General features: G+C 66.2%; 12 protein-coding genes. 4 read left to right on the plus strand and 8 right to left on the minus strand.

Annotated elements, in window-relative coordinates; all coding sequences use genetic code 11:
- Positions 1-66: 66 nt before the first annotated feature.
- Positions 67-1089, plus strand: a complete 1023-nt coding sequence (locus tag IEJ03_RS06580) for an XdhC family protein (protein WP_192036861.1) — start codon at positions 67-69, stop codon at positions 1087-1089.
- Positions 1090-1190: 101 nt separating this feature from the next.
- On the opposite strand, the gene IEJ03_RS06585 is transcribed toward IEJ03_RS06580, so the two are convergent.
- From IEJ03_RS06585 to acnB, 4 genes are all read right to left on the minus strand, one after another.
- Positions 1191-2072: a glycine betaine ABC transporter substrate-binding protein gene (locus IEJ03_RS06585; RefSeq protein ID WP_192036862.1), complete on the minus strand. Its 882-nt coding sequence runs from the start codon at positions 2070-2072 to the stop codon at positions 1191-1193.
- 45 nt (positions 2073-2117) lie between these two features.
- On the minus strand, positions 2118-2597 hold the full coding sequence (gene rraA / locus IEJ03_RS06590) for a ribonuclease E activity regulator RraA (RefSeq protein WP_192036863.1): 480 nt from the start codon (positions 2595-2597) through the stop codon (positions 2118-2120).
- A 145-nt stretch (positions 2598-2742) separates the two neighbouring features.
- Positions 2743-3342, minus strand: a complete 600-nt coding sequence (locus IEJ03_RS06595; protein WP_192036864.1) for a porin family protein — start codon at positions 3340-3342, stop codon at positions 2743-2745.
- A gap of 338 nt (positions 3343-3680) precedes the next feature.
- Positions 3681-6281, minus strand: coding sequence for a bifunctional aconitate hydratase 2/2-methylisocitrate dehydratase (gene acnB / locus IEJ03_RS06600; protein ID WP_192036865.1), 2601 nt, complete (start codon positions 6279-6281; stop codon positions 3681-3683).
- Between the two features lie 440 nt (positions 6282-6721).
- On the opposite strand from acnB, the gene IEJ03_RS06605 reads away from it, so the two are divergent.
- The 3 genes from IEJ03_RS06605 to IEJ03_RS06615 all read left to right on the plus strand — a co-directional run bounded on the left by IEJ03_RS06605 (position 6722) and on the right by IEJ03_RS06615 (position 11989).
- Entirely contained in the window at positions 6722-7156 is a 435-nt protein-coding gene (locus IEJ03_RS06605) for a DUF1289 domain-containing protein (protein WP_192036866.1), read from the plus strand.
- 74 nt (positions 7157-7230) lie between these two features.
- On the plus strand, positions 7231-7869 hold the full coding sequence (locus tag IEJ03_RS06610) for a tRNA-(ms[2]io[6]A)-hydroxylase (RefSeq protein ID WP_242458069.1): 639 nt from the start codon (positions 7231-7233) through the stop codon (positions 7867-7869).
- Between the two features lie 223 nt (positions 7870-8092).
- Entirely contained in the window at positions 8093-11989 is a 3897-nt protein-coding gene (locus IEJ03_RS06615) for an AAA family ATPase (protein ID WP_192036868.1), read from the plus strand.
- A 172-nt stretch (positions 11990-12161) separates the two neighbouring features.
- Here IEJ03_RS06615 and IEJ03_RS06620 read toward each other — a convergent pair whose 3' ends face one another.
- The 4 genes from IEJ03_RS06620 to queC are packed head-to-tail and all read right to left on the minus strand — an operon-like array spanning position 12162 to position 14725.
- The gene (locus IEJ03_RS06620; RefSeq protein WP_242458070.1) at positions 12162-12461 is read right to left on the minus strand and encodes a YkgJ family cysteine cluster protein; all 300 of its coding nucleotides are present in this window, start codon (positions 12459-12461) and stop codon (positions 12162-12164) included.
- Positions 12458-13303 carry a 6-carboxytetrahydropterin synthase gene (locus IEJ03_RS06625; protein ID WP_192036869.1) on the minus strand — a complete coding sequence of 282 codons (846 nt, stop codon included), beginning with the start codon at positions 13301-13303 and terminating at the stop codon, positions 12458-12460. The genes IEJ03_RS06620 and IEJ03_RS06625 overlap by 4 nt, the downstream gene beginning before the upstream one ends.
- Entirely contained in the window at positions 13303-13944 is a 642-nt protein-coding gene (gene queE, locus IEJ03_RS06630) for a 7-carboxy-7-deazaguanine synthase (RefSeq protein WP_192036870.1), read from the minus strand. Before queE ends, IEJ03_RS06625 begins: the two co-directional genes overlap by 1 nt.
- The gene (gene queC / locus IEJ03_RS06635; RefSeq protein ID WP_192036871.1) at positions 13937-14725 is read right to left on the minus strand and encodes a 7-cyano-7-deazaguanine synthase QueC; all 789 of its coding nucleotides are present in this window, start codon (positions 14723-14725) and stop codon (positions 13937-13939) included. Before queC ends, queE begins: the two co-directional genes overlap by 8 nt.
- Positions 14726-14853: the final 128 nt, after the last annotated feature.

The raw sequence follows: 14853 nt of genomic DNA on the forward strand, positions 1-14853 counted from the left end.
ATTGATCCTGTCCCAGAAGCCCCGTCCCGGCATGTCCGGGCGGGGCCTTCCTGAGTGAGACCTATCATGCAACACCTTGATCTGACGGTGATCCGCCAGGCGCTTTCGTGGGCGCGGGAGGGGGAGACGCTGTGGCTGTGCACGGTGCTCTCGACCTTCGGTTCTTCGCCAAGGGAGCCCGGCGCCTGGCTGGTGGCGCGGCGCGACGGTCGCCATGCGGGCTCGCTGTCCGGCGGCTGTGTCGAGGAGGATTTTCTCGAGCGTCTCGTCGACGGCGCCTTCGAGGCGCCGGTGCAGCGGGTGCGCTATGGCGATGGTGCGGGCGAAGGTAAGAGTGAGGAAGAGAAGGGGCTGGATGGGCCAAGCGTTAGCCTGCCCTGTGGCGGCATCCTGGAAGTGCTGGTCGAGCGCCTGCCACCCGGCGAGGCGACCCTCGCGCATCTCTCGGGTCTCGAGGCGGCGCTGACCGGCCAGCGACCGCGCCTTCGGCATGTCGACCTGGCCAGTGGCCAGACTCATCTCGAAGATGATTCCGGCCTCGGTGAGCGGGTGATCTGGCCGGAGGCGGAAGAAGACGAGTCCCCGGGCGCCGTCCGGCTGCGGGTTGGCCCGGCGGCGCGGCTGGTGCTGGCGGGGATGTCACCGGTGGCTGAGGCCTGCGCCGAGTTCGCGCAGCGGCTGGGCTTCGAGGTGATCCTCTGTGACCCTCGCCCCGAGGTGCTCGATGGCGTCACATTGCCTGGCGTCGAGCGGGTCGAGACGCTGCCTTCGGCCTTCATCGCCGGCGGTGGCTGCCACGGGGCCACCGCGGTGGTGGCCCTGACCCATGATCCGCGCATCGACGATCTGGCGATGATCGAGGCGGTCAGGACCGAGGCCTTCTATATGGGCGTGATGGGCTCACGGAAGACCTCCGCGGCTCGCGCCGAGCGGCTCCGGCGCAGCGGTGGCCTCACCGAGGCCGAGCTTGCGCGCATCCAGATGCCGATCGGGCTTCAGCTCGGCAGCAAGACGCCGGCGGAGATCGCCCTGGCGGTGATGGCCGATATCGTGCGGGTGCGACGGGGTCGCGAGCGGACCACCCTGTAAGCAGGACGGGGCATAAAAGAAAAGCGCCCGGCCACCGATGTGGCCGGGCGCTTTTCGTTCTTCGCTTTTCTTTTTCTCTAGGTCACGCGGCAAGGGGGCCGTCAGTCGACCGTATCGACGCCCTTGTCCATGCCCTCATCGGCATGCTGGCCGAGCCAGCTGGAGACCAGGTCGGGGTGCGAGTTGACCCAGGCCCGGGCATTGACCTCATACTCGCCGTTGGCCTGATTGGCGGCCATCAGGTCCTGCATGTCCTCGAGGGTCCACTGGAAGCGATCGAGAATGGCGGTGATCGCCGGCTTCTCCTCGGCGAGCCCCTGGCGGGTCACGGTGTGGATCTGCTCGTCGCGGGAATAGATGCCCTGCGGATCGTCGAGGTAGCGCAATGCGCGATCAGAGAAGACCGGGTGCGGCGCCCAGGCCGTGACGACGATCGGCTCTTTCCGGGACATGGCGGTCTTGAGCGTCTGGCTCATGGCCGCATCGCTGCCCGCGACCAGCTGCCAGTCCGCGATGCCGTAGGCCTCCATGGCCTGCTCGGTCAGCGCCATGATGCCGGCGCCCGGGTCGATGCCGTGGATGCGCTGGCCGAAGGTCTCGCCGGCATCGGCCAGATCCGCGATCGAGGTGGCCTCGGCATAGCTCGGCACGGCGAGGCCGACGCGGGCATCGGTGAGGTTGGGGCCGAGATCCTCGATCCTATCGGCGGTGCCTTCGTAGTAGCCGGCCTGGGTGATCGGTAACCAGGCGCCGGTGAAGGCATCCAGTTCGCCGACCGATAGCCCCTGCCAGATGGCGGCCAGGCTCACGGAGCGCACATCCACCTCATGGCCCGCGTCCTCGAGGACGGCCTTCAACACATAGGTGCTGGCCTGGCCGGTGGCCCATTCGCCGATGCCGAGACGCAGGGTGTCGGCCTGAGCCAGGGGGCTAACGGCGCCGAGCAACAGGCCGGCGGAAGCGAGCAGGGAACGTAAGTACATCGAAAATCTCCAGCAACAGAGGGTAGGGGGTGCCTCAAGAGGCGGTCATGATAACTGTTCGTTGGCGATGACGATGCCGTTGTTGTCGGCGTAGAGCCATTGCCCCGGGGTGATGGTCACGCCGGCGAAGGTCACGGCGATGTCCCGTTGGCCTTCACCACGCTTCTCGCTCTTGCGGGGGTGGGTGGCCAGCGCCTGAACGCCGAGATCCGTCTCGGCCAGCACATCGACATCGCGCACGCAGCCGTACATCACCACGCCCGCCCAGCCGTTGCTGGCCGCCTGTTCGGCCAGCATGTCGCCGAGCATCGCGCAGCGCAGCGAGCCGCCGGCATCCACCACCAGCACGGCGCCGTCGCCGCGCTCGGCCACGGCCTCCTTGACCCGGGAGTTGTCCTCGAAGCACTTGACGGTGCGAACCGGGCCGGCGAAGGCCTCGCGACCACCGACGTTGACGAAGATGGGGTCGAGCACCTCGACCTCGGGATGGGCGTCACAGATGTCGGGCGTCACGATGGAAGTCATGGGATTCTCCTTGAGCTGAAACTCCGATGGTGCCACAACCTCGGCCTTGAGGAATCCGAGACAGCGTACAAAAAACGCCGGGCCATGGCCCGGCGTTTTTCGTCCGCCCTTCGCTGGGCGGGTGTGCTGGCCGCCGGTTGCTTGATTAGAAGCGCAGGCCTGCCGAGGCGGTGAAGGTGTCGATCTTGTAGTCGCTGTCCAGGTCGTAGCGCTCGTATTCGGCACGTACCAGGAACGGATCGAAGTTGAACTGAGCGCCAACACCGTAGACCGGGTCGGTGCCGTCGTTATCCTCCAGATCCAGGTTGGCGTTGCCCAGGTTGCCATCCACGTCGGTTTCCCACTTGGCCACGCCGGCCTTGGCGAAAGCCGTGAACCAGGAAGTGACCGGCAACTGGCCGACCAGGTTGAGGCCGTAGGCGCTCGACTCGAGGTCGGTGTTGGCGACGTTGTTACCCTTCAGGCGGGTGTGGCCGAGGTCGGCGTAGAAGAGTTCGGTGGCGAAGTAGCGGTTGTGCTCATAGCCGATGAACCCCTTGAAGACGTTGTCGTCATCGTCGACCTCGAAGTCTTCGGAGCCGGACTCGATGAAGTCGTCGACGTCGTCCCGGTCATTCTCCAGCGAGCTGAACCCGGTGCCCAGGCCCAGGTAGAGGCCGTCGGCATTCGGGGCGGCGAGCACGGCCGGGGCCGAGGCGAAAAGACCGGTGGCTATGGAGGCGGTAAGCAGAGTACGAAGTGTCATGGGTATCTCCTTGATGTCGGTACCAGATGGACCGATGCGGCGGGGTGTCCCGCGCGATGGGCGTCCTGCCGGGCAAACACGGGTCGAGACGGGTAAAGCGGAATGACCTTAGCAAGGTAATAAAAACACTGTTCGATAACAAGGTCAGGGCAGTAACGACGCGTGAGTTATTGTTGCGATCGAGACATAAAAAAAGCGCCCTACACGCTATTGGTAAGCATGGCGGGGCGCTTGGGTCATCGACTCCGGCCTGTCATGGCCGCTGTCGGCGCTATGCCGTCAGCGACCTGACGTACCGGCGATGGTGCGAGCATCGTCGATTTCGGGGTGTCCCGGTCTCAGGCTTCGGCGACCGGAATCACGTTCGAGGCGGCCTTCTGGAACTCCTCGATTTCATGGAAGTTCATGTAACGATAGATCTCACCGGCCATCGCGTCGAACTCGCCCATGTAGCTCTGGTATTCCTCGACCGTGGGCAGACGACCCTCGACCGCGGCCACCGCGGCCAGTTCGGCGGAGGCCAGGAAGACATCGGCGCCGTCGCCCAGGCGGTTGGGGAAGTTACGGGTCGAGGTGGACACCACGGTGGACTTCGGTGCCACCCGTGCCTGGTTACCCATGCACAGCGAGCAGCCCGGCATTTCCATGCGGGCGCCGGCACGGCCGTAGATGCCGTAGTAGCCTTCCTCGGTCAGCTGGTGCTGGTCCATCTTGGTCGGCGGTGCCAGCCACAGCTTGGTCTTCAGGCTGCCTGCGGGCTGCTTCTCGAGCAGCTTGCCGGCGGCGCGGAAGTGGCCGATGTTGGTCATGCACGAGCCGATGAAGACCTCGTCGATTTGGCGGCCGGCCACCTCGGACAGCAGGCGGGCATCGTCCGGATCGTTCGGGGCACACAGCACCGGTTCCTTGATCGCATCGAGATCGATCTCGATGACTTCGGCATACTCGGCGTCCTTGTCGGCGCGCATCAGGCTCGGATCGGCCAGCCACTCTTCCATGGCCAGGATACGGCGCTCGATGGTGCGACGGTCGCCGTAGCCGGCGTCGATCATCCACTTGAGCAGGGTGATGTTGGACTTCAGGTACTCGGCGACCGAGTCCTCGCCCAGGGTGATGGTGCAACCGGCGGCGCTGCGCTCGGCGCTGGCGTCGGACAGCTCGAAGGCCTGCTCGACGGTCAGATCCTCGAGGCCTTCGATCTCCAGCACGCGACCGGAGAAGGCGTTCTTCTTGCCGGACTTGTCGACGGTCAGCAGGCCCTGCTGGATCGCGTAGTAGGGGATGGCGTGCACCAGGTCACGCAGGGTGACGCCCGGCTGGCGCTTGCCCTTGAAGCGCACCAGCACGGATTCCGGCATGTCCAGCGGCATCACGCCGGTGGCGGCGGCGAAGGCCACCAGGCCCGAGCCCGCCGGGAAGGAGATGCCCATCGGGAAGCGGGTGTGGGAGTCGCCGCCGGTGCCGACGGTGTCGGGCAGCAGCATGCGGTTCAGCCAGGAGTGGATGATGCCGTCGCCCGGACGCAGCGAGACGCCGCCGCGGTTCATGATGAAGTCGGGCAGGGTGTGGTGGGTCTCCACGTCGACCGGCTTCGGATAGGCGCTGGTGTGGCAGAACGATTGCATCACCAGGTCGGACTGGAAGCCGAGGCAGGCCAGGTCCTTGAGCTCGTCACGAGTCATCGGACCGGTGGTGTCCTGGGAGCCCACGGTGGTCATCTTCGGCTCGCAGTACATGCCCGGACGCACGCCGTCGAGGCCGCAGGCCTTGCCGACCATCTTCTGGGCCAGGGTGAAGCCCTTGCCGGTGTCGGCCGGCTGCTCGGGCAGGCGGAAGACGTCGGACGGCTCGAGGCCGAGGGATTCACGGGCCTTGCCGGTCAGGCCACGGCCGATGATCAGCGGGATACGGCCGCCGGCGCGCACTTCGTCGAGAATCAGCTGGGTCTTGAGCTCGAAGGTGCTGACCACTTCGTCGGTATCGTGCTTGCAGACCTTGCCTTCGTACGGGTAGACGTCGATGACGTCGCCCATCTCGAGCTTCTCGACGTCCATCTCGACGGGCAGGGCGCCGGAATCTTCCATGGTGTTGAAGAAGATCGGTGCGATCTTGCCGCCGAAGCAGAAACCGCCGGCGCGCTTGTTCGGCACGTTGGGGATGTCGTCGCCGAAGAACCACAGCACAGAGTTGGTGGCGGACTTCCGCGAGGAGCCGGTGCCGACCACGTCGCCGACATAGGCGACCGGGAAGCCCTTGGCCTTCACTTCCTCGATCTGCTTGAGCGGACCGATATTGCCGGGCTCTTCCGGGTTGATGCCGTCGCGCGGGTTCTTGAGCATGGCGTTGGCATGCACCGGAATGTCCGGGCGTGACCAGGCATCCGGCGCCGGGGACAGATCATCGGTGTTGGTCTCGCCGGGCACCTTGAAGACGGTCAGGGTGATCTTCTCTTCCAGCGCCGGCTTGGCCAGGAACCACTCGGCGTCGGCCCAGGACTGGATAACGTCCTTGGCCACGGCGTTGCCGGCCTTGGCGCGCTCTTCCACGTCATGGAAGGCATCAAACATCAGCAGGGTGTGCTTGAGCTGTTCGCCGACTTCCTTGGCCAGGCTGTCGTCGTCGAGCAGTTCGACCAGAGACACGATGTTATAGCCGCCCTGCATGGTGCCGAGCAGCTTGACCGCGTGGGTCTTGTCGATCAGCGGGGACTCGGCTTCGCCCTTGGTGATGGCGGTCAGGAAACCGGCCTTCACGTAAGCGGCTTCGTCGACGCCCGGCGGGATGCGATCGGTCAGCAGCTCGAGCAGGAATTCTTCCTCGCCGGCCGGCGGGTTCTTCAGCAGTTCGATCAGCGCGGCGGTCTGCTCGGCATTCAGCGGCTTGGGCGGCACGCCTTGGCTGGCGCGTTCTTCGACATGTTGGCGATAGGCTTCAAGCACGGAGGGACCCTCATCAAGTTGATCTGCCAGAGCACCTCGGCCCGACGACATCGACTGCATGAGGTCGTCGATCATGGCGCTCCGGGACGTTCATTATGCGTCTTTCGGGAGGCGATGAAGTGTACGTGAATTTGTCGACAATGTTAAGCAAGCCCCCGTCGTGAGGCCTCGTCCCTTGGTCGAGTCCCTTGACCGAGAAGGCGCGCGTGGCGCTGCCTCGGCGTCAGGTCGAAGGCGGCCGGAACCGATCGGGGAGGCGCGATGTGTGGGGGGAGGGGGATCAAGGGATAAGGTATGTGAGGGCGAGGTACAAGGTATGTGAAGGTAAGGCATGAGGAGCAAGTCTTGGGGGCGTGGCGCGGTGGAGCAGACACGGGCTGGGGAAGTGTGTCGTGTGCTTTGCGAGCCGGGTAAGATAGGGGCAGCCAAGAGGGAGAGCCATGACACGCCGAATCATTTCGCCCTGCGTCGGGCTGTGTTCCACCACCGTGGGGGACGATGTCTGCCGGGGCTGCCAGCGCCATGCCGACGAGATCCGCGACTGGCCGGCCTACGAGTCGGAAGAGCGGGATCGCCGCCTTGCCGATCTGGATGCCCTGCGGGAGGAGGTCGCCGCCGAGTTGCTGCGGGTGGTCGATGCCGGCATGCTCAAGGCCCAGCTGGAGCGTCATGGCATTCGCCATCGCACCGATCAGCCCGCGCTTTCTCAAGCGGTGGAGCTGCTGCGCGTCGGGCGTGATCGCATCCGGGACCTGTCGCGCTATGGCCTGGAAACGGTGGCCGAAGGCCGAGACCTCACGCCCGCCGAGCTGCATGCCCGGCTGGTGCCGCGCCTGATGGCGGCGGCCGAGGCTCGGCGTGAGGCCTCAGGCTGAAGCGGCACCCCACGCACCTTCCTGTCAGCGCCCCTGTTATCACCCTTACCCACCACATGACTATTCGAGACACGATGCTAGAGACCGTCGATGACCTGTTACCCGCCGAGCTGCGGGACTTTCTGGCCTGCGAGACCCCGGATGCCTGGATCGAAGCGGCGCTTGCCCACCCTGACCTGCTGTTGATCGATCATGCGCAATGCGAGAAGAAGGCCGCCTCGACCGCGATGAGCCTGATGTATCGCTACGTCGACCGCCCCCTGCTGCTGACCAAGATGTCGCAGCTGGCACGGGAAGAGCTGCTGCACTTCGAGCAGGTGATTCGCGTGATGGAGAAGCGGGGCATCGACTATCGCCATCTCAGTGCGTCCCGCTACGCCGAGGGGCTGAGGCGCCATGTGCGTCGCGACGACCCGGGCCGCCTGATCGATATCCTTATCATCGGGGCCTATATTGAGGCGCGTAGCTGTGAGCGGTTCGCCCGCTTGATCCCTCATCTCGATGCCGAACTTGCCAAGTTCTACCGCAGTCTGGTTAAGTCGGAAGGGCGCCATTACGAAGATTATCTGATGCTGGCCCGTCGTTATGCCGCCGAGGCAAATGACACGAGCGTGGAGACGCGCATTGCCTTCTTTGCCGATCGTGAACGCCAGTTGATCTGTGAACCGGATGAGGACTTCCGCTTCCATAGTGGTGTGCCTGCCGCCGCCTGAGGGAGCTCCTGGGTCAGGGGTGTCGCCTGGCGATGCCCCGGCCCGGGAAGAGAACGAGGCGGCAGGTAGAGGCAATCGAGGGCCAGCCAGAGGCGTGACTCGGCCAAGGATGCCGGGGACGAAACGCTCACGCGTTACACACAATAAATGGCTCGGCAAGCTCGCTGGAAAAGCGTGATTGGGTTGTCCGAGTCAGGAAGACAATAACGCAGGAACCAACACGATGCGTGATCCCTCAGTCAACGAGCAGTTAGCGCTTTTCGGGCACTTCTCCCTGACCCTGGGCGAAGACTGTCTGACCCAGTTCAGCTACGACAAGGTCAAGGCCCTACTGGTCTACCTTCTGCTCCATGACCAGCCAGTCAACAGAGCGACCCTGGCTGAGCTCTTGTGGCCGGATCAGGGCCTGTCCTCGGGCCGCACCAACCTTCGTCATGCCCTGCATTGTCTTCGTCAGTCCCTCGGGGACGAGGCCGACCAGGTGCTGGCGGTCTCCCGTCAGACCATCGCCTTCCAGCTGCCGGAACGCTGGGCCTTCGATCTGCATCAGCTGCACGAGCTGCTCGACGGGGTGGCGGATATCCCGACCCTGGAGACCGTTCTCGACGCCTATCGGGGTGATCTGGTCGAGGAGTTGCAGCTCTCTGCCTGTGCCGAGTTCCAGCGTTGGTTGCTCCAGGTGCGCAACGAATGGCGCCAGCGGGTGATTGCCTTCGCCGAGGCGGTGCTCGAGGAGCACGATGACGTGCCGGAGGCGCTGCTGCGTACCCTGGTGAGTCGTTTCTCCGGCTACGGCCCCTTTCACGAGTGCCTGGTGCGTCAGCTGGCCGAACAGGGACAGTCGGCGGCCGCCCATGAAGAGTACAACGCCTACCTGCAGCTGCTGGCGCTGTCCGGTCAGCAGCCCGACCTCAGCTTCCTTCAGCTGGCCAGGTACTGGTCCGACGGCCAGGCCGACATGGCCCCCATCTCCCCGCAGGGCGCCTTTTCCCGCGCCCTGGCCCCCGACAGCACGCCTCTTCAGGAAGACGAGATCGAGCAGCGCCAGCTGTCGGTGATGGCCATCCGTCTGACTCTCGAGGGTGACTGGCAGGAGCGCGCCGAGACCTGTGCCTGCCTGCGCCTGCAGATCGAGCTGCTGCGATGGCTGGAGGAGCAGTGCCATCACCTCGGCGGCTTCTGGCTGACCGGTGCCACCGGCGGGTTGGGACTGGCCTGCTTCGGCACCCATGGGCCCGCCCACCAGCTCGCCGAGCTGGTCGCCCTCTATGAGCACTGCCGCGCCGCCTTGCCTGAGGAAAGCCAACGCCGCTGGTCCGGGGAGGGCGAGATGCCTCGCTTTACCCTGTCGGCCGGCCTCAACAGCGGCCGGGTGGTGTATGTGCCTGAGCGTCAGCTGGTGGACCCGCTCGGTCAGGTGACGCAACGCTCCCTCGAGCTGATGAGCGCCGCGGATGGCAGCGAGCTGGTGATCTCCCACGAATCCAGCCAGCACATGCCGCCGGCGCTGGACCTGCAGCCGCGCCTGACTTCGCGGCTGGTGGCCTGCGACGGCAAGGTGCACCTGCGGGCGCTGGTGCTCGGCGTGAACGAAGGTGGCCGCGATGCCTTGCCGCCGAGCCTGGTGGGCCGCGAAGCCGATCTGCGCAAGTTGCGTGACGCCCTGGCCCGGGCCGGCATCGGCCTGCGCCAGAGCGTGCTGGTACGAGGCGCCTCGGGAATGGGCAAGTCTGCCCTGATGGTGGCCTTTCGCCAGCTCGAGCAGAGTCGCGAGGCGGCCATATGCTGGCAACCCGCCACGCGCATGGCGGCCCAGACGCCCTACAGCGTGGCGAGAACCCTGCTGCGCTGGCACCTGGGAGAAGAGCCCAACGAGGCACAGCTCAACGAGGTGCTGGATGACTACCCGGCGCTGGCCGGCGACGAGCATCAGCGTCGGCTGCTGGCCGAGGCGCTGGGCGTCTGTCACAGCGACGAGACGGTCCTGATCCAGAGCGGCGAGGCGGTCGAGCTGGTGGCCCGGCTAATGCAGCAGCTGATCGAGACCCTGACCCTCGATCGCCCCCTGGTGCTGATGCTGGATGACCTGCAGTGGCTCGACGAGCCGTCCTACAAGGTGCTGGCGGCCCTGCAGACCCGCCTGCCGATCAACTGTCCGCTGTTGCTGGTGGCCAGCCATCATGGCCGCGAATCGCTGCCCACCAAGCTGCACTGGGACCAGCAGATCACCCTGGGCCGCTTGGACAACCAACAGTCCTCGCACCTGCTCTCTCAGCTGGCGCGTCGCTATCGTCTGCACTTAAGCCCCCGACTGCGCAGCCAGCTGATCGAGCGCTGTGATGGGGTCCCGCTGTATCTGCAGGAGATCTGCCGCCGCCTGGACATGGAGCGCCGGGAGGGGCGCAGCGTGCAGGTCGACGAGTTGCCCCAGGGCCTGCTGGGCCTGCTGGCGAGCCGTATCGACCAGCTGGATGCCGATCGCGAGGTGGCGCAGATCGCCGCCGTCCTGGGGCGGCAGTTCCGGGTCGATTTCCTGGCGGAATGCAGCGGCTGGGAAGCCGCACGCCTCAAGCAGGCACTGGAGCAGATGCTGCGCATGGAGGTGATCGAGCCCTGCACCACAACCCCCGAGTGCGAGTATCAGTTCAGTCATCAGCTTCTGCAGGAGGCCGCCTATCTGTCCTGCCCGCGGGACGTCCGGGTGCGCATTCATCGTCAGGTGGTCAGCCTGATCGAGGAGCGCTTCCCGGTGTGGATCTCCCGTCATCCGGGGGATTTCGCGACCCACCTGCGGCGCAGCGGCCATTATGCGCGCGGCGCCCGCTACTTCGAGCTCGCCGCCCGCGAGGCCCTGAAGGTCAGCGCCAATCGCACGGCCCTGAAGATGGCCGACGAGGGATTGGCCAGCCTGCGCCAGGCCGAGGACAGCACCGAGCGCGAGATCAGCCTGCTGACGGTACGCGGCCAGGCGGCCTTCGCCATGGAGGGCCATGCCTCGCCGACGGCTCACGAGAGCTTCGTGCGGGCGCGGGATCTGCTGGCGTCTCAGCAGGCCGCGTCGCAGGAATCGTCCGATGACGAGGCCGATATCGAGCAGCGCTTCCTGGTCAAGTGGGGGCTCTGGGTCGGCTGCAGCCAGCGCCATGCCCATGCCGACGCCTTCTCGCTGGCCTCGCAGCTGGCCGACCTGGCCTCGCGGCTCGAGGACCCGCGCTACCTACGCCTGGCCGACTATGCCCGCGCCAGTTGCGAATACTGGGCGGGTAGCATTCGCCAGGCCTATGCTCACCTGGAAGAGGTCGATCCGCTCCATCAGCCGATGATGATCGAGTGGCTGCCGTTCTCGGACCATCCCCAGGTCGCGGCGGCCTGTTATCAGGGCTGGGCGCTATGCCTGCGGGGCGACTATCGCCGCGCCGAGGTTCAGGCGGAGGCCGCGATTCGCCTCGCGGAAAGCTTCAATCACCCGGGATCGCTGGCCATGGCCCTGATGTATGCCGCCGCCGTCTACCGCCAGCTAGGGCATGTGCACCTGGTCAGTCGTCGCGCCCAGCGAGCCTTCGAGCTCACCGGCACTCCGGACCTGCACCTGTGGCAGATGTCCTCCCAGAGCCTTCTGGGCTGGCAGCGGGCCCTGGCGGGGGATCGTCAGGGGCTCAAGGTGATCGAGACCTGCATGGAGGAGTTCGATGCCATCTCCGGCCGCCATCGTTACCAGACGCCGGTGCTGTGGTGGGTCGATGCCCTGGTGGCCTCTGGCGAGGACGAGCGAGCCGAGAACTATCTCGATCAGTGCCTGCTGGTGGCCCAGGAGCGCAGCTCGCTGTACATGCCGGAGCTGGCCATTCAGCTGGCCCGGGTGCGTCATCGCTTGGGGCATCCGGTCGAGGAGGTGCGTCGGCTGGCCGAGCAGGCGCTGGAGCAGGCCCGGGAGCACGGCAACCTGCATCATCAGCTGAATGCGCTGGAGCTGTGGCTGACCCTGGTGGACCCGCAGGACACCAAGGCCAGGGACGTGTTTCGTGAGCTGCTGGGCACCGTGAGTATCAGCGATGCGCCGGTGCTGGTGCGCTGGCGGACCCTGCTCGACCACCGACTGGCCTCGCCGGCTCGCGCCTAGCGCGGCTTCTCGTCGGGCGCCTCCAACGACAAGGGCTCATCCGCCTGGCGGATGAGCCCTTTTTTCGGCCAGGCCCGATTGTCGGGAAGGTCGAGCGGTGTGATGGCTCACGCGGACTGGCCGGCCAACGGGCCGGGGCAACCACATCGGCCCGCGACATGGCGCCGTCGCGTCAGGTCATGGCTTCCCAGGCGGCGATCCGCGCCAGCGCCTGCTCGCGGTGATCGCCACACAGTTCGGGGTCGAAGTCGAAGCGGGCGCAGACGGCGGGCCGACTGGGGTCGCCGAACAGCCGGCACAGGTTGTCTTCATCGAGCTGCACGCAGCGGACCCCGGCGGGCTTGCCCTCGGGCATGCCGGGTATCGGCGAGCTGATCGAGGGGGCGATGCAGCAGGCGCCGCAGCCCGGACGGCAGCCGCCATCGGCGTCGGAGGGCGCCATGGCCGGGCTGCTGACGATCAGCCGACTCATGGCGTTCGCTCCGCGATGGCTCCCTTGCCGATGCCTTCGAAGGCCTGGACTCTCGTGGTCTGGCCGGTCTCCCGGGCGATCTCGCCGGCAAGCCAGGTGGCGATCTGCTCGATGGTGGTGGCCGTCGGAAGGATCACGCAGCGCTCCTTAGGCAGGCGCAGGAAGAACGCGCCCTGGGGGGCGTGATAGCGCGTCGTCAGTTCGCCCAGGGCGGCGGCCTCGCGATCGTCCTGGAGGTCGCTCTCGTCGATCAGGTAGCGATCCGCCAGCCGCTCGGCCCATGCGGCCTCCAGGGCCGGGGCGCGAACGCCTGCCTGCCAGACATGCAGCGGCGAGCGGTGCCCGTGGGCGATGCGCTGGCAGTTGCCGTCGTGGCGACGCAGGCCATGGCTGTAGGTGTAGGCGGCGCCGGCGATCGGCTCATCCGAGAAAGCGAGGCGAATCGCGCTGACCCGTGGCGGCGGGGCCTGCATCATCTCCTCGGCGAAGCGTGCGGCCAGCCCTTCCGGCGTGATCTCGGCCGTGGGTACCAGGGTGAAGGCCTGACGCGGGCCCCGCACCTCCATGGCATAGGGCGTGGTGGTGCGGATGGCGAGGCCTTCCGCACAGTCGCCGATCGTCACCCCCGGTGCCTCGGTGGGCACGATCAGGGTGTGGTCGGCGCCGTCATCCAGTCGCGACTTGATCCACGGCTTGACGTGGCCGAAGTCGAACAGCATGCCATCCTCGCCGAGCTCGCCATCGAGCTCGACATCCACCTGCCAGCTGATGCCGATCAGGCCGCGGCGGGGGCACCAGGCCGAGGCATCGAGATGCGTCAGGCCATTGACGAAGAGTGTCATCAGTCGATCCCCGCAATCTTGTGGGTCTGCAGCGACAGCTGCCATTGGGGCGCTCCCAGGCAGTAGTCGACGACCGCGGCCATTGTGTTGCCGTCGCCGCCCAGCGGGGCGAGGTCCATGGGCTGCAGGTAGAAATGACGAAAGTTAAGTCCGGCGAAGCGCTCGGGCGGTGCGTCCTGTTGCGGATAGACCAGCTTGAGCTCGTCGCCTGAGGTGATCGCAAGTGTGGTATCGCCCTTGGGGCTGACGCACAGCCAGTCGATGCCGGCCGGCGGCATGAGGGTGCCGTTGGTCTCCACGGCGATCTCGAAGCCACGGGCATGCAGCGCCTCGATCAGCGGGGTATCCAATTGCAGCAGCGGCTCGCCGCCGGTGAAGACCACGTAGCGCCGGCCGCCGGGCACGGCGGGCCACAACGCCGCCAGATGATCGGCGAGTGCCTCGGCGCCCTGAAAGCGGCCGCCGTTCTGGCCGTCGGTGCCGATGAAGTCGGTGTCACAGAAGCGGCAGGCGCTGGTGGCGCGATCCTGCTCGCGCCCCGACCATAGGTTGCAGCCGGTGAAACGGCAGAAGACGCTCGCACGCCCGGCTCGGGCTCCTTCGCCCTGCAGGGTATAGAAAGCTTCCTTGACGCTATACATCGCGGCGACCTTCGCTTGTGTCAGCGGCGGCGTCTGAATCAGTCCCGGGCCGCTGTGACGGAGCAGCTTCTGCGTTATTGTCGGGCCGCTGAGCTGCGGCGGCTTCGGGCCGCTGTAAATAGCCAAGCGGGTCCGTCACGCCATGGTGGGCGAAGGCCGCTAGTCGCTCGCGGCAGCTGCCGCAGTCGCCGCAGGCCAGATCCTCGCCCAGATAGCAGGTCCAGGTATGGGCGTAGTCCAGTCCCATGGCGAGGCCGTCGGCGAGAATCTCGTCCTTGCGCTTGTGCAGATAAGGCGCCTCGATGGTCACCGGGGAAAAGTTGGCGATGGCCGCCACGGCATTCATCTTGTCGACGAATTCGGGTCGGCAGTCCGGGTAGAGCACATGATCACCGCCGTGGGCGCCGTAGAAGACGCGATCGGCGCCGATGTTCACCGCCTGGGCAATGGCCAGTGACAGCAGGATCATATTGCGGTTCGGCACCACGGTGGCGGTCAGGTTGTCCGCGTCGTAGTCGCCGCCGGGCAGCGTCTGGGAGGCATCGGTCAGGGCGGAGCCGTCGATCAGGCCGTGGATGGCGCGGATATCGACGATCTGGTGCGGGATGTCGAGCTCCTCACAGACCTGCCTGGCGGTCTCGAGCTCGCGGGCATGACGCTGGCCGTAGTTGAACGACAGGGCGTGGAGTTCGTAGCCCTCGCGGAGTGCGCGATGCAGCACCGTGAAGGAATCCATGCCGCCGGAATAGATCACCACGGCACGGGGAGTCGAAGAGGTCATGGGGATGTCCTTTCGGAGAATTTGTTTGGGCCGCGGCCTGACGGCGCGGACGCCCGGGATCCGGTCCGGACGAGCCGGGCATTGTAGAGACTGGCGCGGGCGCTGGCCAGTGCGGGCGGCGGCAGGCT

Source organism: Halomonas sp. YLGW01 (genome assembly GCF_014840935.1).
Classification (GTDB): domain Bacteria; phylum Pseudomonadota; class Gammaproteobacteria; order Pseudomonadales; family Halomonadaceae; genus Onishia.

Coding starts and splice junctions, on each gene's coding strand:
- queC (WP_192036871.1), bottom strand. CDS start 14,725: ATGACCTCTTCGACTCCCCGTGCCGTGGTGATCTATTCCGGCGGCATG.
- IEJ03_RS06605 (WP_192036866.1), top strand. CDS start 6,722: ATGACACGCCGAATCATTTCGCCCTGCGTCGGGCTGTGTTCCACCACC.
- IEJ03_RS06595 (WP_192036864.1), bottom strand. CDS start 3,342: ATGACACTTCGTACTCTGCTTACCGCCTCCATAGCCACCGGTCTTTTC.
- queE (WP_192036870.1), bottom strand. CDS start 13,944: ATGTATAGCGTCAAGGAAGCTTTCTATACCCTGCAGGGCGAAGGAGCC.
- rraA (WP_192036863.1), bottom strand. CDS start 2,597: ATGACTTCCATCGTGACGCCCGACATCTGTGACGCCCATCCCGAGGTC.
- IEJ03_RS06620 (WP_242458070.1), bottom strand. CDS start 12,461: ATGAGTCGGCTGATCGTCAGCAGCCCGGCCATGGCGCCCTCCGACGCC.
- IEJ03_RS06610 (WP_242458069.1), top strand. CDS start 7,231: ATGCTAGAGACCGTCGATGACCTGTTACCCGCCGAGCTGCGGGACTTT.
- IEJ03_RS06625 (WP_192036869.1), bottom strand. CDS start 13,303: ATGACACTCTTCGTCAATGGCCTGACGCATCTCGATGCCTCGGCCTGG.
- IEJ03_RS06585 (WP_192036862.1), bottom strand. CDS start 2,072: ATGTACTTACGTTCCCTGCTCGCTTCCGCCGGCCTGTTGCTCGGCGCC.
- IEJ03_RS06615 (WP_192036868.1), top strand. CDS start 8,093: ATGCGTGATCCCTCAGTCAACGAGCAGTTAGCGCTTTTCGGGCACTTC.
- IEJ03_RS06580 (WP_192036861.1), top strand. CDS start 67: ATGCAACACCTTGATCTGACGGTGATCCGCCAGGCGCTTTCGTGGGCG.